The 25101-nt window shown below is 41.1% G+C and carries 25 protein-coding genes and 1 pseudogene; 14 read left to right on the top strand and 12 right to left on the bottom strand.

All coding sequences use genetic code 11. The annotated features are described in order from the left end of the window. Positions 1–11: 11 nt before the first annotated feature. Positions 12–611, bottom strand: a complete 600-nt coding sequence (locus V7K27_RS27775; RefSeq protein WP_334951571.1) for an MBL fold metallo-hydrolase — start codon at positions 609–611, stop codon at positions 12–14. Positions 612–992: 381 nt separating this feature from the next. Here V7K27_RS27775 and V7K27_RS27770 point away from each other — a divergent pair, with 381 nt between their 5' ends. The 4 genes from V7K27_RS27770 to V7K27_RS27755 all read left to right on the top strand — a co-directional run bounded on the left by V7K27_RS27770 (position 993) and on the right by V7K27_RS27755 (position 5674). Further along, positions 993–2183 carry a pyridoxal phosphate-dependent aminotransferase gene (locus V7K27_RS27770; protein WP_334951570.1) on the top strand — a complete coding sequence of 397 codons (1191 nt, stop codon included), beginning with the start codon at positions 993–995 and terminating at the stop codon, positions 2181–2183. 278 nt (positions 2184–2461) lie between these two features. Further along, positions 2462–3823, top strand: coding sequence for a cystathionine beta-synthase (locus tag V7K27_RS27765; RefSeq protein ID WP_334951569.1), 1362 nt, complete (start codon positions 2462–2464; stop codon positions 3821–3823). 13 nt (positions 3824–3836) lie between these two features. Continuing rightward, complete coding sequence (locus tag V7K27_RS27760) at positions 3837–4973, top strand: cystathionine gamma-synthase (protein ID WP_334951568.1); 1137 nt, start codon at positions 3837–3839, stop codon at positions 4971–4973. Between the two features lie 329 nt (positions 4974–5302). Further along, the gene (locus tag V7K27_RS27755; RefSeq protein ID WP_334951593.1) at positions 5303–5674 is read left to right on the top strand and encodes a four-helix bundle copper-binding protein; all 372 of its coding nucleotides are present in this window, start codon (positions 5303–5305) and stop codon (positions 5672–5674) included. A gap of 204 nt (positions 5675–5878) precedes the next feature. On the opposite strand, the gene V7K27_RS27750 is transcribed toward V7K27_RS27755, so the two are convergent. The 3 genes from V7K27_RS27750 to rplU form a co-directional block, all read right to left on the bottom strand. Continuing rightward, positions 5879–6013: a hypothetical protein gene (locus tag V7K27_RS27750; protein ID WP_334951567.1), complete on the bottom strand. Its 135-nt coding sequence runs from the start codon at positions 6011–6013 to the stop codon at positions 5879–5881. Positions 6014–6303: 290 nt separating this feature from the next. Then, positions 6304–6600 (bottom strand): 50S ribosomal protein L27, encoded by a 297-nt coding sequence (gene rpmA, locus V7K27_RS27745; RefSeq protein ID WP_179068071.1) that lies wholly within the window; start codon positions 6598–6600, stop codon positions 6304–6306. Between the two features lie 30 nt (positions 6601–6630). Continuing rightward, on the bottom strand, positions 6631–7038 hold the full coding sequence (gene rplU / locus V7K27_RS27740; RefSeq protein ID WP_334951566.1) for a 50S ribosomal protein L21: 408 nt from the start codon (positions 7036–7038) through the stop codon (positions 6631–6633). A 492-nt stretch (positions 7039–7530) separates the two neighbouring features. Between rplU and V7K27_RS27735 the strand changes: the two genes are divergently transcribed. Then, positions 7531–7764 carry a Nif11-like leader peptide family natural product precursor gene (locus tag V7K27_RS27735; RefSeq protein ID WP_334951565.1) on the top strand — a complete coding sequence of 78 codons (234 nt, stop codon included), beginning with the start codon at positions 7531–7533 and terminating at the stop codon, positions 7762–7764. A gap of 495 nt (positions 7765–8259) precedes the next feature. Beyond that, positions 8260–9348 (top strand): nucleotidyltransferase domain-containing protein, encoded by a 1089-nt coding sequence (locus tag V7K27_RS27730; protein ID WP_334951564.1) that lies wholly within the window; start codon positions 8260–8262, stop codon positions 9346–9348. Positions 9349–9562: 214 nt separating this feature from the next. Here the strand turns inward: V7K27_RS27730 and V7K27_RS27725 are convergent, their stop codons facing one another. Continuing rightward, complete coding sequence (locus V7K27_RS27725) at positions 9563–9859, bottom strand: hypothetical protein (protein WP_334951562.1); 297 nt, start codon at positions 9857–9859, stop codon at positions 9563–9565. A 175-nt stretch (positions 9860–10034) separates the two neighbouring features. Beyond that, on the bottom strand, positions 10035–11159 hold the full coding sequence (gene bchI / locus V7K27_RS27720) for a magnesium chelatase ATPase subunit I (protein WP_334951561.1): 1125 nt from the start codon (positions 11157–11159) through the stop codon (positions 10035–10037). A 296-nt stretch (positions 11160–11455) separates the two neighbouring features. Between bchI and V7K27_RS27715 the strand changes: the two genes are divergently transcribed. The 3 genes from V7K27_RS27715 to V7K27_RS27705 all read left to right on the top strand — a co-directional run bounded on the left by V7K27_RS27715 (position 11456) and on the right by V7K27_RS27705 (position 14523). Next, on the top strand, positions 11456–12493 hold the full coding sequence (locus V7K27_RS27715) for a DNA cytosine methyltransferase (RefSeq protein ID WP_334951559.1): 1038 nt from the start codon (positions 11456–11458) through the stop codon (positions 12491–12493). 589 nt (positions 12494–13082) lie between these two features. Beyond that, positions 13083–14273, top strand: a complete 1191-nt coding sequence (locus V7K27_RS27710) for a glycoside hydrolase family 10 protein (protein ID WP_334951592.1) — start codon at positions 13083–13085, stop codon at positions 14271–14273. 46 nt (positions 14274–14319) lie between these two features. Then, positions 14320–14523, top strand: a complete 204-nt coding sequence (locus tag V7K27_RS27705) for a hypothetical protein (RefSeq protein WP_334951558.1) — start codon at positions 14320–14322, stop codon at positions 14521–14523. A 36-nt stretch (positions 14524–14559) separates the two neighbouring features. On the opposite strand, the gene V7K27_RS27700 is transcribed toward V7K27_RS27705, so the two are convergent. From V7K27_RS27700 to V7K27_RS27690, 3 genes are all read right to left on the bottom strand, one after another. Continuing rightward, positions 14560–14967, bottom strand: coding sequence for a type II toxin-antitoxin system VapC family toxin (locus tag V7K27_RS27700; protein WP_334951556.1), 408 nt, complete (start codon positions 14965–14967; stop codon positions 14560–14562). Further along, a complete protein-coding gene (locus tag V7K27_RS27695) occupies positions 14948–15211 on the bottom strand; it encodes a hypothetical protein (protein WP_334951555.1) in 264 nt (87 codons plus the stop codon). The genes V7K27_RS27700 and V7K27_RS27695 overlap by 20 nt, the downstream gene beginning before the upstream one ends. 61 nt (positions 15212–15272) lie before the next feature. Continuing rightward, entirely contained in the window at positions 15273–15548 is a 276-nt protein-coding gene (locus V7K27_RS27690; protein ID WP_334951554.1) for a type II toxin-antitoxin system ParD family antitoxin, read from the bottom strand. Positions 15549–15632: 84 nt separating this feature from the next. Between V7K27_RS27690 and V7K27_RS27685 the strand changes: the two genes are divergently transcribed. The 3 genes from V7K27_RS27685 to V7K27_RS27675 all read left to right on the top strand — a co-directional run bounded on the left by V7K27_RS27685 (position 15633) and on the right by V7K27_RS27675 (position 18368). Continuing rightward, positions 15633–15851, top strand: coding sequence for a hypothetical protein (locus V7K27_RS27685; protein WP_334951553.1), 219 nt, complete (start codon positions 15633–15635; stop codon positions 15849–15851). Then, positions 15844–15984, top strand: a complete 141-nt coding sequence (locus V7K27_RS27680) for a hypothetical protein (protein ID WP_334951552.1) — start codon at positions 15844–15846, stop codon at positions 15982–15984. Before V7K27_RS27685 ends, V7K27_RS27680 begins: the two co-directional genes overlap by 8 nt. Positions 15985–16106: 122 nt before the next feature. Further along, entirely contained in the window at positions 16107–18368 is a 2262-nt protein-coding gene (locus V7K27_RS27675) for a DEAD/DEAH box helicase family protein (RefSeq protein WP_334951551.1), read from the top strand. 340 nt (positions 18369–18708) lie between these two features. On the opposite strand, the gene V7K27_RS27670 is transcribed toward V7K27_RS27675, so the two are convergent. Continuing rightward, positions 18709–19446 (bottom strand): Ycf66 family protein, encoded by a 738-nt coding sequence (locus V7K27_RS27670; protein WP_334951550.1) that lies wholly within the window; start codon positions 19444–19446, stop codon positions 18709–18711. Between the two features lie 421 nt (positions 19447–19867). On the opposite strand from V7K27_RS27670, the gene gndA reads away from it, so the two are divergent. Both gndA and V7K27_RS27660 read left to right on the top strand, forming a co-directional pair. After that, the gene (gndA, locus tag V7K27_RS27665) at positions 19868–21298 is read left to right on the top strand and encodes an NADP-dependent phosphogluconate dehydrogenase (protein ID WP_334951549.1); all 1431 of its coding nucleotides are present in this window, start codon (positions 19868–19870) and stop codon (positions 21296–21298) included. A gap of 520 nt (positions 21299–21818) precedes the next feature. Beyond that, complete coding sequence (locus V7K27_RS27660; RefSeq protein ID WP_334951548.1) at positions 21819–22157, top strand: hypothetical protein; 339 nt, start codon at positions 21819–21821, stop codon at positions 22155–22157. A 13-nt stretch (positions 22158–22170) separates the two neighbouring features. Here the strand turns inward: V7K27_RS27660 and V7K27_RS27655 are convergent, their stop codons facing one another. Both V7K27_RS27655 and cax read right to left on the bottom strand, forming a co-directional pair. Beyond that, positions 22171–23310: a serine/threonine-protein kinase gene (locus V7K27_RS27655; RefSeq protein WP_334951546.1), complete on the bottom strand. Its 1140-nt coding sequence runs from the start codon at positions 23308–23310 to the stop codon at positions 22171–22173. Between the two features lie 294 nt (positions 23311–23604). After that, positions 23605–24702 (bottom strand): annotated as a pseudogene (cax, locus tag V7K27_RS27650) (calcium/proton exchanger); the annotation flags it as partial. Positions 24703–25101: the final 399 nt, after the last annotated feature.

Genomic DNA, 25101 nt, shown 5'->3' with positions numbered 1-25101 from the left:
TAACCACGCATTTACAGCGTCGCTGCAAGTTCCTGTAAGCGATCGCTTCCATCCCGAAAGACAGGCCAACCATCCCCCACCAGCACTGCTTCTACCCGACTCAGTTGAGCCAACCTGCGAACAGAAGCAACAGCCTCCTCTCGATTCAGCAGCTTGTCATCTGGTAAAATCGTTAAGCTACCGGCTTTGCGTGCCCTGACTAAATCTCCTGTAATCAAAGTCGTTTCCTCCAGTAACAGAGCCAATTCACCGGGAGTTTTCGAGCCTTGGAGTTCAATCACCTCCAGTCCTGGCACAAATTCTTCACCATCAGACAGCCAGCGATCGCAATGTATAGGGAAAGTGTCTTTTTCTGCCAGAGGGCCAGCAATCTTAGCATAGGTTTGATCGGCAATTTCTTTACTTGCCCTGACATGCTCAGAATTCGTCAGCACAATCCAAACTACACCACCGAGGGATTTCAGATGATTCCAATCATGGTTTGATAGGGCTACTGGGTCAATCAAGATGTTACCATCTGGCCGAATCCAGGCAATCCCATTGAAATCAATATTTCTTGCCGGATTGAAATTAGACCAGCTATACAGATCGGGACGGTGCAAAGATTTCATGATGATTCTGGATCAGTATCTTCAATAATTGACTATTAATCTCAATAATTAAGTATATAGATAATATGGGCATGGGGCATGGGGCATTGGGCATTTGTCATTTGTCATTTGTCATTTGTCATTTGTCATTTGTCATTTGTCATTTGTCATTTGTCATTTGTCATTTGTCATTTGTCATGATTATTTTCCTCATCTCCCCCATCTCCCTCATCTCCCTCATCTCCCCCATCTTCCCCATCTCCCTCATCCCCCTGATCTCCCTAATCCTTCCTTTGGATCTGGAATTTGAGTATACTACGATGAATCTATCGATATTATGGATTTTATCGGGTTTACAGAAATTCCTGCATAACCGCAATAGAGATCAATGGAGGTATAGGGGTGAGTGAGATTGTGCGCCAAAAAATATCAGCGAAGGCAGACCAGTTTACGGAGTCGGTGATTCGAGAAATGACCAGGGTAGCACTGCAATATAGTGCAGTGAATTTGGCGCAGGGGTTCCCTGATTTTCCCTGTCCCTTGGAGTTGAAACAGGCAGCTTATGAGGCAATAGAGGCAGATGTCAACCAGTATGCCATTACTTGGGGCGATCGCCCCTTTCGTCAGGCGATCGCCAACAAAGTTCGTTGGTATCTGGGCTTAGATATCGACCCCGAAACCCAAATCACCGTTACCTGTGGTTCCACAGAAGCAATGGCAGCTGTGATGCTAGCAACCGTCGATCCCGGTGAAGAAGTAATTGTATTTGAGCCGTATTACGAAAATTACGGCCCCGATGCGATTTTAGCTGGTGCTACGCCCCGCTACGTAACCCTACATCCCCCCAACTGGACATTTGATGAAGCACAGTTGCGTCAAGCTTTCAATGCCAATACCAAAGCGATTATTATCAACACACCCCACAACCCCACGGGTAAAGTCTTCACCAGTGAAGAACTCACCCTAATTGCTGAACTTTGTCAAAAGTGGGATGTGTTAGCGTTCACTGATGAAATCTATGAACATATTCTCTATGATGGCACTCAACATATTGCCCTAGCGACCCTTCCCGGTATGGAAGAACGCACAATTACCATCAACGGTCTTTCCAAAACTTACAGCGTCACTGGATGGCGAGTCGGCTACATTTTGGCCAACCCCGAATTGACAGGAGCCATTCGCAAAGTCCATGATTTCCTCACGGTTGGCGCTCCTGCACCCTTGCAACGAGCCGGAGTTGCCGCCATGCAACTGCCACCATCCTATTATGAAGAACTAGCTAAACTTTATCACCAGAAGCGAGACAATATTTTACAGATTCTAGATCAAGTTGGCATTCCCTATTTCGTTCCCCAAGGAGCCTATTACGTACTTGCAGATATTTCCAAATTCGGCTATAAAACAGATGTTGAATTCACTTACCATCTAATTAAAGAGATTGGTGTTGCCGTAGTTCCTGGTTCCAGCTTTTTCAGCCAACCAGAAAAAGGACATTCATTGATCAGATTTTGCTTCAGCAAAAGACCTGAGACATTACAAACAGCGAGCGATCGCTTACTCAAACTACAATCCAATCTACAACCCACATCTTAAAATTCTTCTCTTGTCCTCTCTTATCTTCGCGCCCTTTGCGTCCTTCTCTGCGAGACGCTACGCGTAGCTTGTCCTCCGCAGGAGTACGTGGTTCGTTTAACATCCAAATTAATTCAATACGAAAGACCCATCACAGCTTATTTTTTATTAATAGTAGGGAACAACTATAGCAATCTGATCTGAGTTGTCAAAATTACTTTTTTTTTACGAACCGCAAAGGACGCAAAGGACGCGAAGATAAGAAATCAAGGATTTTACAAATCATTTAGGACTGCTATATGGCTACTTACGACAATATTTTGCAAGCAATTGGTAGAACTCCATTAGTCAGACTTAACAAAATTACCGAAGATATTCACTCAACTATTTATGCCAAAGTAGAATATCTCAATCCTGGCGGGAGTACCAAAGATAGAATTGCTCTGACGATGATTGAAGCCGCAGAAAAAACAGGTCAACTGCAACCAGGTGGCACTATTATTGAAGCTACCGCAGGTAATACTGGTGTGGGACTGGCACTAATTGCAGCAGTAAAAAAGTATCGCTGTATTTTCGTCATGCCTGATAAAATGAGCCAGGATAAAATCAACCTACTCAAAGCTTATGGTGCAGAAGTAGTTGTTACTCCCACATCTGTACCGCCTGACTCGCCAGAAAGTTATAACGGTGTAGCGGAAAGACTCGCCAAAGAAATACCAGGAGCTTACAGACCAAATCAATTTGAAAACCCGAATAATCCTTTAGGACATTACTTAACTACCGGGCCAGAAATCTGGTCAGATAGTAATGGTAAAGTTGATGTTTTTGTTGCAGGGATGGGAACAGGTGGTACAATTTCAGGAGTTGCTAAATATCTCAAAGAGCAAAATCCAAATATAGTAATTGTTGGTGCAGATCCAGAGGGTTCAATTCTTTCTGGCGATGCCCCAAAATCTTACAAAGTTGAGGGAATTGGTGAAGACTTTATTCCCAAGACATTTAATCGTCAATTAGTCGATGAAATGGTTCGCGTTAGTGATAAAGAATCTTTTAATATGGCTCGTCGTCTAGCACGAGAAGAAGGTTTATTGGTAGGAGGTTCTTGTGGCACAGCAGTAGCCGCAGCGCTCAAATATGCAGCCAGATTAACAGAGCCGAAATATATTGTAACGCTATTACCAGATACGGGAAGAAATTACATTAATAAAATCTATTCCGATGCCTGGATGCAGGAAAATGGTTTTTGGGAAGGTACAACAGTAAAAAGTATCAAACTTGGCGAAATTCTCGCTCAAAAAACAGATTTTCCTTCTCTAATTGCCGTTAGTCCCCGTGATACCTTAAGCAAAGCGACAAACTACCTACAAAAGCTGAATATTTCGCAGCTACCTGTGATTGATAATAATCATGTAGTCGGTAGCGTCAATGAAGCCTCTTTAATGAAATTTCTCCATGATGGTATCAATTTTTCTAACCAGGAAGTTTCCGCAGTCATGGGTAAACCTCTGCCGATGCTTGATGAAGAAGTTGATGTTTCCGAAGCTTATCGAGTATTATTATCAGGAACAACAGGAATTATTATTAAGCGAAATGATATTCCTATTGGATTAATTACCAGAGCGGATTTAATCAGATATTGGATTAGTCAAACCCAAGAATAATCAAGGAAGAATCATGGAATTTGAGACAAGAGCAATTCATGAAGGTCAAAAATCAGACCCAAAAACAGGCGCTGTAATTGTTCCCATTTATTTGACTTCTACCTATGAACAAGAAGCCATAGGTAAACATAAAGGATATGAATATTCTCGCACGGGAAACCCCACCCGTACTGCTTTAGAATCGGCTTTAGCTTCTCTTGAAAATGGGAAATTTGGTTTAGCATTTGCCTCTGGCTTGGCTGCAACTACCACAGTATTAAGTCTGCTAAAAAGTGGCGACCATATTGTTGCTGGTGATGATTTATATGGGGGAACTTATCGTTTGTTAGAAAAGGTGGTGAAAAATTGGGGTGTGACAACTAGTTATGTAGATATTGATAACATCGCTGATTTTGAAACTGCCATTCAACCAAATACCAAGCTGATTTGGATTGAAACTCCTACCAACCCGTTGTTAAAAATTATTGATATTGGCGCACTGGCAAATATTGCCCGTAAAAACAACATCATCTTAGTAGTTGATAATACCTTTGCTAGTCCTTATTTTCAAACCCCCTTAGATTTAGGTGCTGACATTGTGGTTCACAGCACTACCAAATATCTAGGGGGACACAGCGATATTATTGGTGGCGCAGTCATCACATCTAATGAGCAACTATACACCGAACTGAAGTTTTATCAAAATGCGATCGGGGCGATTCCTAGTCCTTTTGATAGCTGGTTAGTGCTGAGAGGAATTAAAACTCTGGCTGTAAGAATGCGAGAACATGAAAAAAACGCTTTGTTTTTGGCTGAATTTTTAGAAAAGCATCCCAAAATTGAGCGCATTTATTATCCAGGATTAGCCAGTCATGAACAACACCAACTAGCAAAAGAGCAAATGTCTGGCTTTGGGGGGATGATTAGTTTGGAATTAAAAGGTGGTTTTGCTGAGGTTGAAAGATTCGCTTCCCGACTCAAGTTATTTTTGCTAGCTGAAAGTTTGGGTGGTGTGGAATCACTGCTTTGCTATCCTACCAAAATGACTCACGGTTCTTTACCAGAGGCGGAACGACTTAAGCGAGGAATAAAGGATAATTTAGTCCGCCTTTCGGTAGGAATTGAACATCAGCAAGATTTGCAAGCTGATTTAGAAAATGCTCTAGGTTAAATGCTTTGTTTAGGCGTTTGTTAAAAAACATGACATTATTTTCCATCCAGATTTAACTCTAACTTTTGATCCCCGACAGAAAATTAACTTGCTCAATAAAACCCCACTCCGAAACAGGGCTTTCTAAGCCTTAATGCGTACTAATCCACAGAAAAACAACACCAAAGTAGTGTAGAATTCGTTAAAAATTCCGGTAATTATATCGGGATAGTGGGCTTATGAATTCTGGATTAAAAACCCCATTGACTCTTTAAAAGGATAGGACTAATGTTATGAGTAGTCCTTTGAAGGACACTATCTATGCATCAAAAAACCAGGAGGTATTTCCGATGATGATGATGATGACTGAAACCATGACTCCCGAAATGCAAACCTGCATGGATGCTTGCATGGAATGTCACAAAATGTGCATGGAAACAATGACTTACTGCATGAGCAAAGGTGGTAAGCACATGGACAACAGCATGATGAGCATGATGAGCATGATGCGCGATTGCTCTGAAATGTGCATGATGTGCATGAATATGATGATGAGTGGTTCTGAGTTTATGGAACGCACTTGTATGCTTTGTGCCGAAATGTGCGATCGCACTGCAATGGCTTGTGAAATGATCAGCGATGACGCGAAAATGATGGAATGTGCTGCGGCTTGCCGTAAGTGTGCAGAGTCTTGCAGAAGTATGCACATGATGCCCGCATAATTCCCCGACTTAGCAGAAGTTTCTCTGCAACCTAATATTCAAGCGCTCAGACTCTTTGGGTCTGGGCGCTTGAAGTAAAGACTTATAGCAGAATTCAGAATTCAGAATCCAGAATTCAGAAGTAAAACAGGGTTTATACCTGGGTTTGAGACGAATCGTTGTGTACTTCACTTTCCTTGAAATCTGCTGTAACTAATTAAATAATTAGTCTAAACCAACACTTTGAAACTGATTAGGATTACTCAAATCAGTTTCGGGATGAGAAGCGATCGCGCTAACAATACCTTCGCCAAAAATAGAGCAACTTTCCGCAAAATCTAAAATTAAATCACACAGCAAGTGACTTTAGGCATGGGGTCAATCTAAAATCTAAAATCTAAAATCTAAAATCCAAAATTGTTTGACCATCATATCAGCAGACGTAGGTTGGGTGGAGCGGAGCGCAACCCAACTGATTATCAGGATGTTGGGTTACGCAAAGCCTCCACCCAACCTACAATTTTTTTTTGCAACATTTTAGCGTAGATAGTCCACTACAAGACTACCGAGATTTTTTCAGAAATCAAATATGATTCCTATATCAGCGCTAACTAGCGATTAGGGTGGACACTGTTATCCACCCTAAAACTCTAACTTGCTACTGCCTCAGCAGGGGCTGCCTCAACAGCAGCTACGGGTAAGTAAACACTAACTTTTTTACGGGTTTTGCCCTTTCTCTCAAAGGTTACAACCCCGTCGATTAAGGCAAACAGAGTATCATCGCTACCAATACCGACGTTGTTACCAGGGTGAAATTTGGTGCCGCGCTGACGCACGAGAATGTTTCCTGCACGTACAACTTGACCGCCATAACGCTTGACACCCAGACGCTGGGCATTAGAATCACGACCGTTACGTGTACTACCTGTTCCTTTCTTATGAGCCATGATTTCCTCTTGTTTATCTACTTCTTTTTATTATTCAGCAGCGATTTCAACTTCTTCGGCAGGAGTTTCATCTAGTACGGGGACTTCTTCCTCCGTTGGTCCTTGGGTAGCAAACACTGCACCGTTAAGGGTAATGGAGTCAATCATAAGTCTGGTAATTTCCTGACGATGCCCCCGCTTTTTGCGGGTTTTCTTTTTCGGCTTCATTTTGTATACCAGAACTTTACGACCTCTGTAATGTCGCATTACAGTCCCTTCTACGGTCGCACCTGTCACTAGTGGCTGTCCAATGGTGACTTCGCCATCGTGCTGCACGAGCAATACGGCATCTATTGTAACTTTTTCATCTGGTTCGTTCGTAAGCAGTTCAATGTCATAAAACCGCCCTGGCTCTACTCGTATTTGTTTGCCGCCAGTTTCAATAATTGCGTAGGTCATGGAATTGTCCTTGAGGTTGCCGTACAGGTAGCTGGTTTTTATCTCCTGTAGAGAAGCTTTTGCCAGCTTTTGTAATATGTCTACCTGATCCGAGCAGGAATTAGACAGACAATCTAATATACTATTTTATAAACAGGTGTCAAGTCAAGCTCTAACAGGATTTTTGGGTTTGGCATTGGCTTCAAGTCAGCCTGAAGATGAAAAATCAGCTAATTCACCCACCAGCATGAATGTCTATTGCATTTATAAATCACAGCTAATGCTTATTTAACTAAATTTTGCTACTATCTTAGGGCTGAATTTTACAAAAAATTAACGGCAGTATTAGTCTAAAAGTTATATTTTTTTTCAAAATCAACACATTTTTCTTCTTTGTTTTAAGATCAAATTATATGATGCTTAATTTAGAAATTCTTTCACAGAAGTTAGTGAATCCCCAGGAGTTAAATTACCACATTCAAACCTGATATTTCAAACAGGAGATGGATTGTTATGACACAGCAAAATGCTGCTCGACTTTTTCAAGCTGTAAAACAAGATCAAGCATTACAGGAAAGACTAAAAGTAACGGCTGATCCAGAAGCCTTCATTAAGATTGCTCAAGAGCGTGGCTATGAATTCAACGTCAAAGAACTAGACAATGAGATCAGCAAATTGTCTGAAGAAGATTTAGCCACCATTGTCAATCCAGGATGGGGGACTAGACACCACATTCATCCTAGATAATTCCTGCTCTAGGAAACCGAAGTATAAGAACAACTGAATTAACAAGTTTTGCTCCTTAAGGGGATATCGTTGCATCATCTCCTTTAGGGGCATTCCTGTTAAACGCAAGGCTCAGATCCCCGACTTCTTAGAGAAGTCGGGGATCTCGTTGTTCACGAATGATTAATAGGACTTACGCACTTTACAAATTGAGCATCATCTGGATATCAAGCTTATTAAGATAGAGGCTCTGCCTCCTGTCAAACTGGGAGGCAGAGCCTCCCACAAGAGCATTACAAGGCTCTGCCTTGTAACGAGAGGTGATTTCACATTTGGTTATGTCTGTCAATGCGTAAGTCCTAATTAAGTAGGGCTATATCTACCCATCCTTGGTTGTCTTTGTGCTGTGGCAGTATCTATGCAATATCTGAAGAGAGTTAAAAATCCTTTTTCTGCTTCCTATCTCGCCAGGTGCTTAACTCATAAGTTAGGATTGCTATATTTTAATTAGGTGATATGAAAAGAATAGAAGTTGAGCAAAGAACTATTTTAATTGGTTTGGCAGGTAGCCACGGTTATGGTTTAAATCGTCCTGATTCAGATTTTGATTATCGGGGAGTATTTATCGCACCCAAAAGGTATTACTTGGGATTTGATAGCATAGAACAAAAAGATGCTGGTTGGGATGAAGCAGGAATATTTCCATTTCTGGATGGCAACAAAGACACAGTTATATATGAATTAAGAAAAATCCTCCAGTTATTAGCGAACGCGAATCCCAATGTTTTAGAATTGTTGTGGTTAAATAACTATCCTTTTTTAAACGCAGTCGGACAGGATTTAATTAATCATAAACAGTTATTTTTGAGCAAGAAGGTAAAACATACTTACACCGGTTATGCTTTTGCCCAAATCAAAAAGATGGAAACTCATCGTAAGTGGTTATTAAGGCCACCGCAAAAAAAACCAATCCCATCTGACTTCGGCATAGAAGACGAAGCACCTTTGGGCAAAGATGAGCTAAATGCTTTTCTGGAATATCTTTATAACTTAATCAGAGGACGGATTGAGTTCTTGGAAGAAGCGGAACAATTATACCAATTGCTGACGGCAGATATTGATTTTAAAGGAGTGTTAAAACAATATACTTTACCCGATGAAACTTTGGAATATACCCAACATTTAACTAATAGCCGTAAAGATTTTATCCGCCTGCTTCAGAAAAGCCAAAGTTATCAAATAGCTTTAAGAGAATGGAAGGCTTACTTATCTTGGCAGGAAAATAGAAATCCGGCTAGGGCAGAAATGGAAAAAAAGTCAGGTTTTGACCTCAAACATGGGATGCACTGCATTAGATTGTTACGCAGTGGAGTAGAAATATTGCGTCAAGGTGAAGTGATTGTAGATAGGAGAATAGCTGGTGATCTTGAGGATTTAAAAGCTATTTTAAAGGGTGATTATTCTTATGAGCAGGTGATGAAAATGGCAGAAGATTTGGTTGCCGAAATGGAAATTGTTTACGAACAATCTGCGCTCCCTCACAAACCTGATTTAGAGCAAATTAATGAATTGTGTATGGAATTAGTGGAAATGCAGAATTGGTAGGTCAGGGAGCATCTCAATGAGTGTAAAAAGCCTTGTAAAACCTCACCCCAACCCTCTCCTTGGTAAGGAGAGGGAGCAAGAATCTTGTTTCTCATTTGGTAATTTGCAAAACTGAGATGCTCCCGTAGGTCATTGGGCATTGTTGATTAAGTTTCTTCCCCACTCCCCACTCCCTACTCCCATTCGGCTACGCTCACGGCAAGCCTACTCCCCATTAAAGTGTGTACATTAAGTCAGCAAAGCCATATAGACTGATGACGAGCAATAGAGATGCTGTTAGTTGGGTAATTTTGGTCTGGGGTGAGGGCGCGATCGCTTCCCGCACTAAGATAGAAATAGATGCCCCAACTACTAAGCTCAAGCCTAAGATTAAATATGGTCTGTCGGGTAAAATACTGGCTATTGCCAACATTGCGATCGCTAATAAGAGCATCAATAATTCTACAAATCTGGGCGGGTTATATTGGCTAGATAGAATAAAGCTGTTGAACCAAAAAGACCAAAATCTCATAGTCAGTGTTGAGTATTAAATGTTGAGTTAAAAGTGCTGAGTTAGACTCTGCCAATTTGAGATTTTGAATTTTGGATTTTCTCGTCAATCCCTTCGGGTTCAGCAGTCGCTCATGGGGGAAACCCCCAAGACCGCGCTGCTTCACCAAAATCCAAAATCGAAAATCCAAAATTAATTAACCCCTAGCCCCTAACTTTTGACCTGTGCCGTTTTTTTGTGCAGTATCATTTTCTGGTAGTTCGACGCCAAAGACCCGGCTAAAAACTTTGGCGACTTTGTAGCCAGAATCAATCGATTCTAAGGGGTCTTTCCGCAGTCTGTGACGCAAGCATAGCGTAATGACGCGATGGATATCATTAACTGTAACTTCAGTGCGTCCTTCATAAGCTGTTAAAGCTTTGGCGGCACGGTTACTAACAATGTCACCCCGCAAACCATCTACATCCAGTTCTGAACAGACTTCAGAAATTTTCACCCGCAGATCATAGTCCATTTTCACTTCTGGCAAAAGCTGTTGAGCATTGACAATTTGCTCTTGCAATGCTTCTTGCTGGGGTTTGTACTTTTCAAGAAATACTGGCGGATTTTGGTCAAAATCCGCCCGTTGTTCTACGATTTGTACCCGCAAGATTGGTTCTTTTACTGTGTGAATTTCTGCGTGCATCCCAAAGCGATCGAGTAGTTGGGGGCGCAGTTCGCCTTCTTCAGGGTTTCCAGAACCCACAAGAACAAAACGCGCTGGATGACGGATAGAAATACCTTCCCGTTCTACAGTGTTCCATCCACTGGCAGCAGAGTCGAGTAGCACATCTACGAGGTGGTCATCTAGTAAGTTGACTTCATCCACATAGAGAATGCCTCGATTAGCCTTGGCCAGCAGTCCCGGTTCAAAGGCTTTGACACCTTCAGATAAAGCTTTCTCGATGTCGATTGTGCCACAAACTCGGTCTTCTGTAGCTCCTAGAGGCAGGTCTACCATTTGGACTTTTTTCTGAGTTACAGGAATTTCCGCCCCTTGTTCTAACAGTTGGCGGACTTCATCGCTCATCAAGTCGGGGTCGCTAGGATCGCTACTAAAGGGGTCATTGGCAACCACAGAAATTTCTGGCAGCAGATCCGCCAGCGCCCGGATAGTTGTGGATTTCCCGGTGCCGCGATCGCCCATAATCATTACACCCCCAATTTTGGGGTCAATCACGTTCAATAGCAGCGCCAGTTTCATTTCTTCCTGGCCCACAATTGCCGTAAAAGGAAATACTACGCGACGCGCACTTACCGTGGATTGAGCAGTTGGACTCACTAAATTACCTTAACAATATTTTTCTTATTACAATTCTTTATTGTGACACAGGTAGGGCATGGAATAGATTACTAAATTTGAAAGTCTTATTTAACACATATTATTTAAGTATATATATTAATGATAATTATTTAGTTAAGTCTGTAGGTCTTTTTGGATTAGGTATATTTAATATAAATTTATCGCAAGTTAATAGTTTTTGACAAAAATAATTAAGTAATGAGATAAAATTTGATGGTACTATTCTAATTAATATAGAGAAATTTTATTAAAAATTAAAAGGCATATAAAAAAGTATGAGAGAAAAATATAGAGATGAGATAAAAAGCTCTTTATTTAGAGTTTTAGACCTTTTCGCCGGTTGTGGAGGGTTATCTTTAGGCTTTCAAAATGCTGGATCTAATATTGTAGCAGCATTTGATAATTGGAAACCAGCTATAGATGTTTATCAAAAAAACTTTAGCCATGAAATATTTGATTACGATCTTAGTAATTTGAGGAGAAACTATCAAATTTTTAGAGAAATGCGTCCTGATATTATTATTGGTGGACCCCCATGCCAAGACTTTTCTAGTGCTGGTAAACGTGATGAAGATTTAGGAAGAGGGGATTTAAGTATTGTATTTTCTGAGATAGTTACAAGTGTTCTTCCTCAGTGGTTTGTCATAGAGAACGTAGAACTATTTCGTAAAAGCAATAAATATAAAGAGGCTAGACAAATTTTGAAAGCTGCTGGATATGGTTTAAGTGAAATAATTTTGGATGCTAGTCTGTGCGGTGTACCTCAAAAGCGAAAAAGATTTTTTTGCTTTGGAGAGTTACAAGGACAAGACGAAAGTCTAGAACCTTACCTGAAAAAAAGGTTAGCAGATAAACCAATGACCATTAGAGATTATCTGGGAAATAAATTAGAAATTGAATATTACTACAGACATCCTAGAAGTTACCAAAGAAGAGGAATTTTTAGTATTGATGAACCCAGCCCAACAGTAAGAGGAGTTAATCGCCCTATTCCTAAAACCTATAATAAACACCCTAAAGATCCAGTCGCCGTTACAGAAAACTTGCGTCCATTGACTACAATTGAAAGAAGCTACTTGCAGACTTTCCCTGAAACATTTATTTTTGAAGGGACAAAAACAGACCTGGAACAAATGATCGGAAATGCTGTCCCGGTCAAGCTTGCAGAGTATGTTGCTCAAAGTATCCTTGAATATATTAAAGATAATTTAAATAAAGAAGAATTCAGAAGTCAGAATTCAGGAGCGGAGCCGGAGACGCTCCGCCTCCGGTCAGAATCAAGACGCTCACGGACTCGCTCTAAGCGAAGCTAAATATACTTCAGAATTCAGTTATTAAAATAAAAAGGGAGATTCCATTAAGTAGTTTAAATCTCCCAAAGTGTTTTTACTTTAGTTATTAGTTTAACTCATATTTCTTAAAGTGTACATCTAGTTAAGTTGATGTGCAGCTAAATTGTATAACACGAAAACCCAAAAATATTGTAGTGCGGGCAACATGAGCGCGTCCAATATACAAATTAAATACGCAACAGCTTATTCGCTTGAATGATTATCATTACTATATACTGGTGATTTTATGTTTTGAAAGTCCAATGGAGTATAAAATGCCCAATGCCAATATCTATTGGGCACTAATGACTACTAACTACGTCAAGCATCTTATAGTTTGCTAGGTCTGCTTTAGTTTTTATGGTGCAAAAGTTCCATAAGCAGGGAACGAACAACTACCAACTCATTAATCCTGTAGTAAGCATAAATACTTGTAACCTATGTGGTTAGTAGATTCAATTATAAAAGCAAGCAATGACGTGTGTGGGTAGCTAATGCATCATTCAAATCTATGAAATTATCTTTTATTGTTCAAAGTTGGCGGCGTAGATGCACAGCAGCTTGTCGTCAGATGTCGCTCAAGTATCTTTTTCCAATTCTCATTTTAATATCCTTTGTTACAGTATTGCTGGTAGACAGTTTCATCCCTGCGATCGCCTTCGGTGATGGCTTCAGCGCGATCGCACAGCTACCCCGTGAGGAAATTCGCGGGGTTTGGATGACGACTAATGATTTTGACACCCTCAAGAGTCGGGACAAAGTGCAGGATGCGGTGAGTCAACTGCGGCGCATGAACTTCAACACAATCTATCCTGTGGTGTGGAATTCTGGCTATGTGATGTATCCCAGCGCCCTAGCACAACGTGCAGGTATTCAACCTTTTGTTTACAAAGGTTTAGATGGACATGATATTTTCGCAGACCTGATTAACCAAGCCCATCGCCAAGGATTGCTGGTAATTCCCTGGTTTGAATTTGGTTTTATGGCTCCCCCAACTTCGGAATTGGCACTGAATTATCCAGATTGGTTCACACAAAAGCGGGATGGTAGCCAAACTTCGATCAGTGCAGGCGGTGAGGTTATGTGGCTTAATCCGTTCCATCCACAAGTGCAACAGTTTATCACCAATCTCGTACTAGAAACTGTTACCCAATATGATGCCGATGGCATTCAGTTTGACGATCATATGAGTTTGCCCTACGAATTTGGCTACGATCAATATACAGTTGCATTGTACACCCAAGAAACCAATAATCCTCCCCCAAGTAATCCCCAAGATGCAGCATGGATACAGTGGCGGGCAGATAAAATTACGGCGTTCATGGTACAACTTAACCAAGCTGTGAAGCAGAGAAAACCCCAGGCGATTTTCTCCGTTACTCCCAATTACTATGATTTTGCTTACAAGTTTCATTTGCAAGATTGGCTGAGTTGGATGCGGCTAAATATTGTGGATGAGTTAATTGTGCAAGTTTATCGTCCGAATCTGCAAAGTTTTGTGGGATATATTTCCCGCCCAGAAATTCAAGAAGCGCAACAAACAATTCCAACAGGAATTGGCATTATGACAGGATTACGAAATAATCCAGTTTCCATGCAGCAAATTAAGTCTCAGGTGCGGGCTGTCCAAGAACGCGGTCTAGGCATAAGCTTCTTTTATTATGAAAGTCTTTGGAACGATGCCCCAGAACCTTTAAGCGAGCGACAAGCTGGATTTGAAACTCTCTTTCCATCTCCTGCACTCCGCGCCAGAAATGAATAACTTTTCTGTTTAAGATGATCTTATTGTACTAGAAATTAAGGTTTTTATGGCTAATGGTGGTGCGATCGCCTGTTGTCCTGAAAGGCTCAAATTCCCGACTTTTAAAATAAGTCGAAAATCTAGACTTCACCCGACGCTAATTTTGCGCCGTAACACACTCTACAGGACTAAAATATCTGAAGCGGGGGATATGGAATTGCGATCGCTATATGCTTTTATATATTGTGATGGGACTGCGATCGCTGCATAAAATGGATATGGTAACTTTTATTGCAATCAAAGCACCTCAAGCTTGACTCCAATCTTGCAACTCTAGTGCTTCAATTCTACCGAAATGGCGCTGATTATGAGTGATCATAACTAGATTATTAGCAATGGCAACCCCAGCAATGAGCAAGTCAATATCGTCGATAGGAATCCCTTGGAACCGCAAATTTGCGTAGATATCTGCGGATAGGGTGACTGATTGTTCAGTAAGGGGCAAGACAGTATTTTGGGCGACAAACTCCAAAAACAAAGCGAGTTGCTTTTGGGCATCACGATGCTTTAAGCCGCTGAGAATTTCGTAATAAGTGATGATACTAATGTTGATTTGACGATAGGTTATCAAGTAACTCTGAAACTGAGCTACTACATTAGTATTGCCTCGGAAGAACAAGGACAGGATATCAGTATCAATCAATGCTGGTTTCACGGTTTCGTCTTTGAGAAAATGCTTGCTCACGACGGATAGCAATCTCGTCTGAAAATTCGCCGTATGCTTCATCTGACATATCGTTCCAGCAACCGGCGAACTGCATAATAGCAGCAGCATTGTGGCTGTTAGTTTCTGAGCTAAGTCGAAATCCGTGAATCATCTCATAGAGTTGTGCTAACTTAGCATCTGGGATTTGCTGCACTTCTTCTAAAACTTTAACTCTCCATTCAGAATGGTGCATTACCTAATCTCTCCTGATTTTCCAATTCTTCATTTTAATACAACTAACGCATTTCCCACGACTAAAGTTGCGGGATTTTAGTAAGCCGCGCTTTGCATAATTTCTCTGACAGTCCCGCCATCACGACTTCACCATCTACTACGTCTCCACGTTCGATAGAAGCAAGCCCAACAGCTATTTTTTTCTCTTGTTGTTCTTCCCATTCCTGATAACCTTTCTCCCATTCTTCTAGCAGTTTCAATGCTTTAGCAATCACATCTTCAGCATTTTCATATCTACCTGTAGCAATTCGGGTTTGTATAAATTGCTCGTATTCCGCTTTAAGTTGGATGTTCATAATTTTTATTCCTAGTTAGTTAAGAGCCTTCCCAAAACTATGCTCTAAAATTTATGTAACCTAAATTTATTAAAGCTTTAACTTATGCTTCTTAGCGAACTCATACCGCAGCTTAAAGAATTATCCCACACTGATAAACTCTTACTAATACATTTCCTGGCAGCCGAATTGTTGAAGGAATCAAGTATAGTCCCATTGGATGCTCAGAACAAAGTAGCTAGTCTCGGCTTATATGATTCTTTTGAAGCTGCTGCTGTTTTAGCGAAGGCACTAGCAGAAGAAAAAGCCACAACAAATGGTTGATAAAGTTAGATTTGCATTTACTGAGGTAAATCCAGAACTCGGTGCATTAAGTACGCTGCCTTATCTACCGCTAATTCTAACTTATCAGAATCGTTCTCTAAATTTAATCCTAAATAAATATCCTGCTAATTAGTTAGACATTGCTCTCAGTTTGGGAATACTGGTAATTAGGGTGATGAATTGCTGCAATCCGTTGAGGAAGACCTAGTTCCAGCCTCTCCCCTAAAGCACAGTCTTTCCAGGATTTTACTGTTTATGAAAACCGTTGAAGTTACCTACGCAGGTTGGATCAAAGTTGAAAGGGGTGAGGCTCCCAAAGAGCTATACTCCCACCAGAACGAAGCAATCAAGGCGCTGAATGAAACCAATAAAGGTGCCTTTGAAGGCTTGCTAGTTCTACCCACCGGTGGCGGAAAAACTTTGACAGCAATTCACTGGCTACTACGTAATTTTATTAACAACAACAAAAAGGTTCTGTGGATTGCTCATCGCCATGAACTACTTGACCAAGCTCTTGAGACACTTCGACTTAATGCATATTCATCATTGTTGAGTAATGTATCAGGATTTAGATACCGCGTTATCTCAGGTCATCCTAAACATGATATACCTGTACACATTGAACCCAGTGATGACATCATCATTGCCAGTAAAGATAGTCTAAATAGTGGGCTTGATTACTTGTTGACAAACTGGGTTAGTCACTTACAAGAAGTTCTTTTGGTTATAGATGAAGCGCACCATGCAACAGCTAAGACCTATCGTAAATTGATTAATGCTGTTAAGGATAATCTAAAAGAGCGAAGTCCTGATAACGGCTTTAAAATGCTGGGGCTAACGGCTACGCCCTTCAGAACAGATGAGAGTGAGAAGAGTTTGCTAAAGTTAGTTTTTCCAAATGATATTATCTTTTCAGAACACCTGAGAAATTTAATCGCCAGGGGAATCCTTGCTGAACCGATTTTTGAAAATCTCAAAACGAATATAGAAATCAAGCAAAAATTGAATGCATTGAATGCAAGGCAAATCAAGAATATTGAAGATTTTGACAGGCTGCCAAAGGACATTGCTGAAGAGATTGCTCAGTCTACTGAACGTAACAGGCAAATTGTTGACCACTATATCGAAAATCGGGAGAGATACAAACCTCTTTTAGTATTTGCTATCAATGTTATACACGCAGTTGCATTGAACAAAGTTTTTAAGGATAAAGGAATTAATTCTGATTTTATTGTGGCAGCAATTAATGCAACAGACAATAAAGAAAAAATACAAAAATTTAGAAATGGAGAGCTTGAAGTATTGATCAATGTAGAAATATTAACTGAGGGAATAGATTTACCTAACGTACAAACTGTTTTTCTCACACGACCAACCGCCTCTACAATACTAATGACACAAATGATTGGTCGGGCTTTGCGTGGGCAAAAAGCAGGCGGTACAGAAAAAGCTTATGTAGTCAGCTTTATTGATGACTGGGAAAACAAAATTAACTGGGTTAACCCAGAAAAACTTCATTTTGAAGAAGATGCGGAATTTCTTGTAAAAGGAATTCCATCAAGTAATAGAACTGCTCGGCTGATATCTATTGAGATGATCGAGGAATTCGCTCGCATCATGGATGACTCAATTGATACTAATGATTGGGAAAAACTAGACTTTTTGAAGAGGATTCCTATTGGGATTTATCATTTTTCTATTCTCGAACCATCCGAAGGATATGAGCCTAATCCTAGACCTTATGATGTATTATTGTATGACGATACAGAAGAAGCATACGACAATTTTGTTAATGATTTGAAGCCTCTATTCCAAAGTATTGATTTACAAGATAGGGAAATATTGACAGAAGCAGAACTTGAAGAACTTTGGCAAACTGCAAAGCAAATTTCTTTTCCTGACTATCAAACTTTGCTTGGTTACAGAGATGATGATATAAAAAATATCTTGCGTTTCTATGCTCAAAAGCAAATTCCACCAGCATTTCTAGCTTTTAGCGAGAGAAGAAAGTGTGATTTGTCTATCGTAGCAAGATATATCTACGATAATTCTTTAGGCGGTAAAGCAGAGGCTGACTATATCAAATCACTTTGGAATGATGAAAAGTCTTTTTGGCAAGTGCTATTCAGTTATAACAAAGTATATTTCATGAAGCAGTTGGCTATTGAAATTATGAAGATTACAGATCCAGAGATATATGGTGATTATGTAGTCGGAACAATACCAAATGTAATTCCTGACACTGTACCAATAGAGAAGTTAACTCTATATGAAATCAAAGAGCGAGATATTCTTGAATACATAAAAATTAAAAAAGCTGTATTCGCCAAGCACACAGATGCAAAAGGGTTTATATCTTGTGCAATCAGTGGAGTTAAAAGTCAGATGCGGAGAGATTTTCAAATTGATCACATTAAACCTATGTCTCAGGGTGGTTTAACTACCATAGATAATCTGCAATTGCTGACACGTAAAGCCCATGTAGAGAAAACTCGTAAAGAGAATACAAGACGCTAGTATTTGCGCTTTGTGTAATTTCTCTGACAGTCGTGCCATCACCACTTCACCATCTACTACGTCTCCACGTTCAATAGTGCTTTAGCAATCACATCTTCAGCATTTTCATATCTACCTGTAACAATTCGGGTTTGTATAAATTATTGACGGTGACATAATTTTAGTAGCCCAGGCTATAACTCTTAACGTTGCAGATGTTGCGTAGCTTGCCGCCGTAGGCATCGCAACAACTAATGTTGGTCATTTATCTAGGTTTGTTGCAGCCGATTTGTGGCAGAACATTAAAACAAATTGAGTGAAACCCAACATCATATTAGGTTAACGTTGGGTTTCACAGAATTCAACTAGCTTGATTAGGCGGTATTTGTTCCGATGGCGTTTCCGCCGGGGGCGCAAGTACCGCATCTGGAGCAATTTCTTCTACGGGAATCGGTTGCTTGTCCTCAGTTTCAGCATCTGCTTGCGCTGCTTCCACCAACTCAGGAGATGGGGGATGTGGTGGAATCGCTTGCGGTACACTCTCGATTTTCGCTTGGGTGTCAGTAGTAACTGTCTCCTTTGCTGATTGTTCTGGTATGACAGTAGTTTTGTCAATAATCTCAACAGCGGCTTGCTCAGTCAGAACAGAGGTAATGTCTTCAGGTTTGGGGGTTGTGGGTGTCTTTTTACTCACACTCTGTTGCACCTTGTCTTTCGCGCCACCGAAGGTGCTACCAAGACCTTTTTGCAACTGGCCCAGCCGTTCCTGAAGGGACAACTTATTCACCTGTTCCTGAATGCCAGTTTTCACCGTCTCAGGACTGGGTATTTGGGTTTGTTGTGCCTGCGGGGTCAGTTGCCGACGTAATGATAGAGTTTGCCAGCCAAACCAGACCAAAAGAGCCACACTAGCTACATGACCGAGCAACAAACCCCCAGAAATGCGTGGTGCAAACACCCATAAGACTAAAGCGTAGAACAGCCCTACACCACTCCAGATAAAATCATTCTTGCGGTGGATTTCGGGGAAAAAGAAAGCTGCTATATAAATGGCTAAACTACCAAAACCGACCACCAAAGCTAGGACATATGCCAGCATTATTGGGTTACTCCTTTGACTAGGGATTGGGGACTGGGGACTGGGGATTGGCGATTGGGGACTGGGGACTGGATATTAGGTAGTAGGAAGAAAAACTAATTTAGTGAATTATACCAAGTTGTGATAGAGAGTATTATTTGCTTGAAAGTCAGTCCAGTAAAGCTTAGATGCTAAACAATACTAACTTTGGCAACTTAGTATTAAATTTCTTCCCAGTCCCTAGTCCCCAGTCCCCAGTCCCTTAACTAACAATTTTGCAAGTCAATTGTTGATTTAGATACAATTTAAAATTAATTATCCGTGTTAGTTGTGGATTTTTGTCATTTATATCAAGTCTTAAGGTCTTCTTTAGGAGTTCGGCGAAAATCTCGGACTACCCTTATAGGTAAAAGGATCTGCAAGAGTTAGCCAGAAATTTTTTATGACACTACAAAGCTTTGGTGTGATTGGATTAGCCGTTATGGGTGAGAACATCGCTCTCAACGTAGAGCGCAATGGCTTCCCAATTGCAGTTTACAACCGGTCCCGAGAAAAAACGGATGCGTTTATGGCGCAGCGTGCGCCAGGAAGGAACGTCAAAGCCGCCTTTACGTTGGAAGAATTCGTTGCCTTATTGGAACGTCCCCGCAAAATCCTAGTAATGGTACAAGCTGGTAAGCCAGTTGATGCGGTGATTGCTCAACTCAAACCCTTGTTAGAAGAAGGCGATATCATTATCGACGGTGGCAACTCTTGGTTTGAAGATACGGAACGACGCACTCAGGAATTAGAACCGGCTGGGCTTCGGTATCTTGGTATGGGTGTCAGTGGCGGTGAAGAAGGGGCGCTAAATGGCCCATCTCTGATGCCTGGAGGTACAAGAAGCTCTTACGAGTTTCTATCGCCAATTTTCAACAAAATTGCTGCCCAAGTCGATGATGGTCCTTGTGTAACCTACATTGGCCCTGGTGGTTCTGGTCACTATGTCAAAATGGTACACAACGGCATTGAGTATGGCGATATGCAGCTAATTGCTGAAGCCTACGACTTGTTGAAAAGTGTCGCTGGATTAAACCCTAGTCAGCTACATGACGTGTTTGCTGAATGGAACACCACCGATGAACTCGATTCATTTTTGATTGAGATTACGAAGAATATCTTCCCATATATTGACCCAGAAACAAATCTACCCTTGGTGGATTTGATTGTTGACGCAGCAGGTCAAAAGGGAACTGGGCGCTGGACTGTGCAGACGGCGTTGGAATTGGGAGTCGCTATTCCCACAATTACAGCAGCAGTTAATGCCCGGATTATATCTTCGATTAAAGAGGAGCGGGTAGCAGCATCGAAAGTCCTCACAGGCCCCAGTGGCAAGTATGACGGGCAAACTAAGGACTTTATCAACAAAGTACGCGATGCTCTCTATTGCTCAAAAATCTGTTCTTACTCTCAAGGGATGGCGCTGCTATCTACAGCTTCTAAGACATATAACTGGGATTTGCAACTGGGTGAATTGGCGCGGATTTGGAAAGGCGGCTGTATTATTCGCGCTCGCTTTTTGAATAAGATTAAGAAGGCTTTTAGCGAAAATCCAACTTTACCTAACTTGCTGTTAGCTCCTGAATTTAAGCAGACAATTCTCGACAGACAAACAGCTTGGCGGGAAGTGATTGCGACAGCTGCAACACTGGGAATTCCAGTACCCGCATTTAGCGCATCCTTGGATTATTTTGACAGCTATCGCCGCGATCGCTTGCCTCAAAATCTGACTCAAGCACAACGCGATTACTTTGGCGCACATACTTACCTGCGTCTTGATAAGCCCGGAAGTTTCCATACCGAATGGGTACCAATTGCTGAAGCCAAGAAGTAAACTTTCACACTTCTAAATTCTCAATTTATTGGGAAAGTTTAGACTGTTTCAGAATAAATATTACAAGTGACTCTGAGTTTCAGAGTCACTTTCTTTTTAATGCTGAGTTAAAAGTTACAGCTATTTTCAGGTAAATAGACCACGCGCTAGGGGCACAGCATTGCTTGCTCATTGGTGTCATCAGCCAAAACCCTTTTAAAACCTCGTTTCCAGCCTCTTGCTGGAAATGCTGCTCAAAAGCGGCTCTGCCGGGAGTCTGGGAGGCGGAGCCTCCCATTAGGCATTCCCAGTCAGAGACTGGGAACGAGGTGTCAGACAACGTATTTACAGCGCATTTCAAGTTGGTGAGGTACACAACCAAAGTCTCAAACCCGTGTGTAAAAGCTGTTTTACTTCTGAATTCTGACCCCTGAATTCTGAATTCTGCTGTATATATTAAAAAAAATAAAAAGCAATGAATATTTATGATACTTATGGATTCAAATCTGAAGATTTAGAGTAAGTAAGAAAACTTTTTGAAATGGTATCAAGAGTTATTTTAGACAGGTATAAAAGTGACTACATGGGTGGAATCTATTACTCTAAAGGTCGAACCAATGAAGAAAATTACATACTACGAAGAAATTATTCTGATGAAGAAGGCTGGACTGAAGAAGAACATAAAAACTTGGGAGTGATATTATATATATCTCGATCTGAACGAATTGATGAATTACGCCGTTTACTTTTGAATAGTTCCCAAGGTGATATTTTCTTTATTGAAAGAGTTGTTATTACAGAAGATAGACTTTACCAAAAATATCAATATATACATGGTAAAGACAAGCTTATTTTTGAGAGAAACGTGATCTCGATGTAAAGATAAAATGATTTTATGGGTTATTCTTACCAAGATATTTAGCTTTTAATTCTTCTAATTCTTCATCTATTTTGCTTTTAATAGAAGGCTGAGATATTGGGTTTTGTGGCTGTATTTTATTTGGTTGAGGTTTGCTGCTACCCAAAAATTGGGTTTTCATTTCCTCTAATTCTTTCTCAACTTGACTAGGAGATTTCGATACAAAAGTGGGTGGTAAATTTGGTGGTGATTGAGGGATAGGTTTTGGTGCTATCGCTGGCGTGGCTGCAACTTGTGACTGTTGATTTAAGTCTTTGAGAACTTCATCAACTGTTTGATAACGCCGAATTGGAATACTTTCTAGCATTTTGTTGAGAATGTGACTCAACTGATTACTAACAGGAGTTTGCAAATATTGCTGCCAAACCCATGTACCGTTGTTGGTATCATAGGAATCGAAGGGCGATCGCACTGTTAATAAATTAATACAAGTCGCACCCAAACTGTAAATATCGCTAGCAAAAACAGCCCTACCTCTCATTTGTTCAGGGGCAACATATTCTGGACTACCAATACTAGTACCAGTTTGATTTAAGGCAGCGCCAATGGCAGATTTAGCAGCCCCAAAATCTACTAATACTAGTTTGCGATCGCTCTGGCGTAAAATAATATTTTCTGGCTTAATATCGCGGTGAATTACGTGTCTGGCATGACAAAATTGTAATACTGATAATAAATCATTTAGTAATTGCCAGATTTGCGTTTCACTAAAAGCCCCTTGATGTGCTAATTCCTGGGCTAAGTTTTGCCCGTCGATAAATTCTTGTACAAGATACTGTCGGTCTTCTTGGGTAAAATATGCCAGTAGTTCGGGAATTTGGGGATGTTTGCCCAATTCATCTAACTGCACCGCTTCTTGGTTAAATAATTCCACGGCTTTTGCAAGAGTGTTAGTGCCTTGGGCTTGAGGATAAAATTGCTTAATCACGCAGCGTGGTTTTGAGGGTTTATCCTCATCCACAGCTAAGAAGGTTTTGCCAAAACCACCTTGGCCGATTGGTTTGATAGCACGGTAACGTTCTTTGAGGAGTAGCTTAGAACCGCAAGTCCGGCAAAACTTGACATCATCAAAATTTTCCGGCTTGGGACAATGGGGATTAAGGCAGTAGCTCATACAGGCGATCGCTCTTATATATCTCTATTTTCTCCTGTCCCAGCCAAAAGGGTGTAATCAACAGATTTTGGATTTTAAATTTTGGATTTTGGATTTGTGTCACCCACAAGGGGTAAAAACGCGTGGCGGGACTTTAGAGACTAACAAATAAAAAAATACTCCACAAGATTGGGTAATTTATTTGTTGTCAGTCCCTTAGTCTGGCATGAACCAAAACAATCTAAAATCTAAAATCTAAAATCTAAAATTAACCCAAAGCGATGTCTAGGACGGACGTAGCTGCGGCGCTGCTAGCTACCCCACAACATCCATAACTGGATGGAAGTAGAAGGCGAACCCCAATACTGTATAGGCAGCTAATAATAAAGTGCCTTCCAGCCAATTGGACTTACCATCGGAACTAATACTGTTTGCAATCAACACTGACACAACCACAGCTACTAATTCAAAGGGTTTGAAATCCAAATCCATTGGTTGACCCAATATCCGCCCTGCTATTACCAACACGGGCGCGACAAATAGGGCAATCTGCATACTCGATCCCACAGCTACCGAAACGGAAAGATCCATCTTATTTTTCATCGCCACGGTGACTGCTGTGGCGTGTTCAGCCGCATTACCGACGATGGGAACCAAAATCACCCCTGTAAACAGCGCCGTCAAACCTAGCTGAGATGTCGCCACCTCCAGAGAATCAACTAGCATTTCTGACTCAATTGCTACTAGCAAGGTACATAGTAGCAGCACGCCAACCCACAACGCTATATTTGGTTTACCGTCAGGGATTTCCTCTGCTTCTATCTCCGCTACACCCACATCATATAGGTAGGAGTGGGTTTTCATCGAAAATATCAGCGTTAGGGCATAAACCAGGATTAAGACTACAGCAACAGCAATAGAAAAATTTTGCAGTGTTTCTTCGTTAATTCCTTGAGAAGTGTAATTCATCGCAGTTGGCATCAAAAGGGCAATCACCGCCAAATTCATCGAAGCAGCATTCACCCGCGCCACAATTGGCTGAAATGTCTGTTCTTTGTAGCGCAGTCCTCCCAAAAGCATGGAAAAACCCATCACCAGTAGTAAGTTGCTAATAATCGATCCCGTGATACTGGCTTTGACTACATCTATGAACCCAGCTTTCAGCGCTATTAGGGCGATGATTAGTTCTGTAGCATTGCCAAAGGTGGCGTTTAACAAGCCCCCCAATGATGGCCCCACTACCACAGCAATTTCTTCTGTGGCTGTACCCATCCAAGCTGCTAAGGGCAGAATTGCTAATCCAGCACTAATGAAAACTATCAATTCTCCCCATTTCAGAAAGTGGGCTGCTAGGGAAACCGGGATAAACAGTAATAAAGTCAGAAGAATAATGTTTTTAGTTGACATTTGTTGTCTTGAGTTGAGGGTATTTTACGGAGTTAGGAGTTAGGAGTTAGGAGTTAGGAGTTATGAGTTAGGAGTTATGAGTTATGAGTAAAACTTCTAATTAGTCTTCACTCCTAACTCCTCATATCATGTCCGCCAAATTACCCATAATAAAAGAACCCCACCCCCAACCCCTCCCCGCTCTTCGGGAGGGGAGCTAAAGCGCAGCTTTGGCGGGGTGGGGTTGGGGGTATTATGCTTAATTGCCCGGACATGATATCACTCCTCACTCCTCACTTCTGACTCAGCACTCCCATAGGATACTCGCAACCGTCTATATAGGACACTCCCTACTCCCTACTCCCTCCCAAATAAGTATGGCTACGCCACGCTGCGCGAACAAAAATCAAATCGGATTGCTATAGA

It is taken from the genome of Nostoc sp., from assembly GCF_036919575.1.
GTDB lineage: Bacteria > Cyanobacteriota > Cyanobacteriia > Cyanobacteriales > Nostocaceae > Nostoc.
Note: the sequence above shows the minus strand (reverse complement) of the source record. Positions and strands in the feature narration are given on the sequence as shown.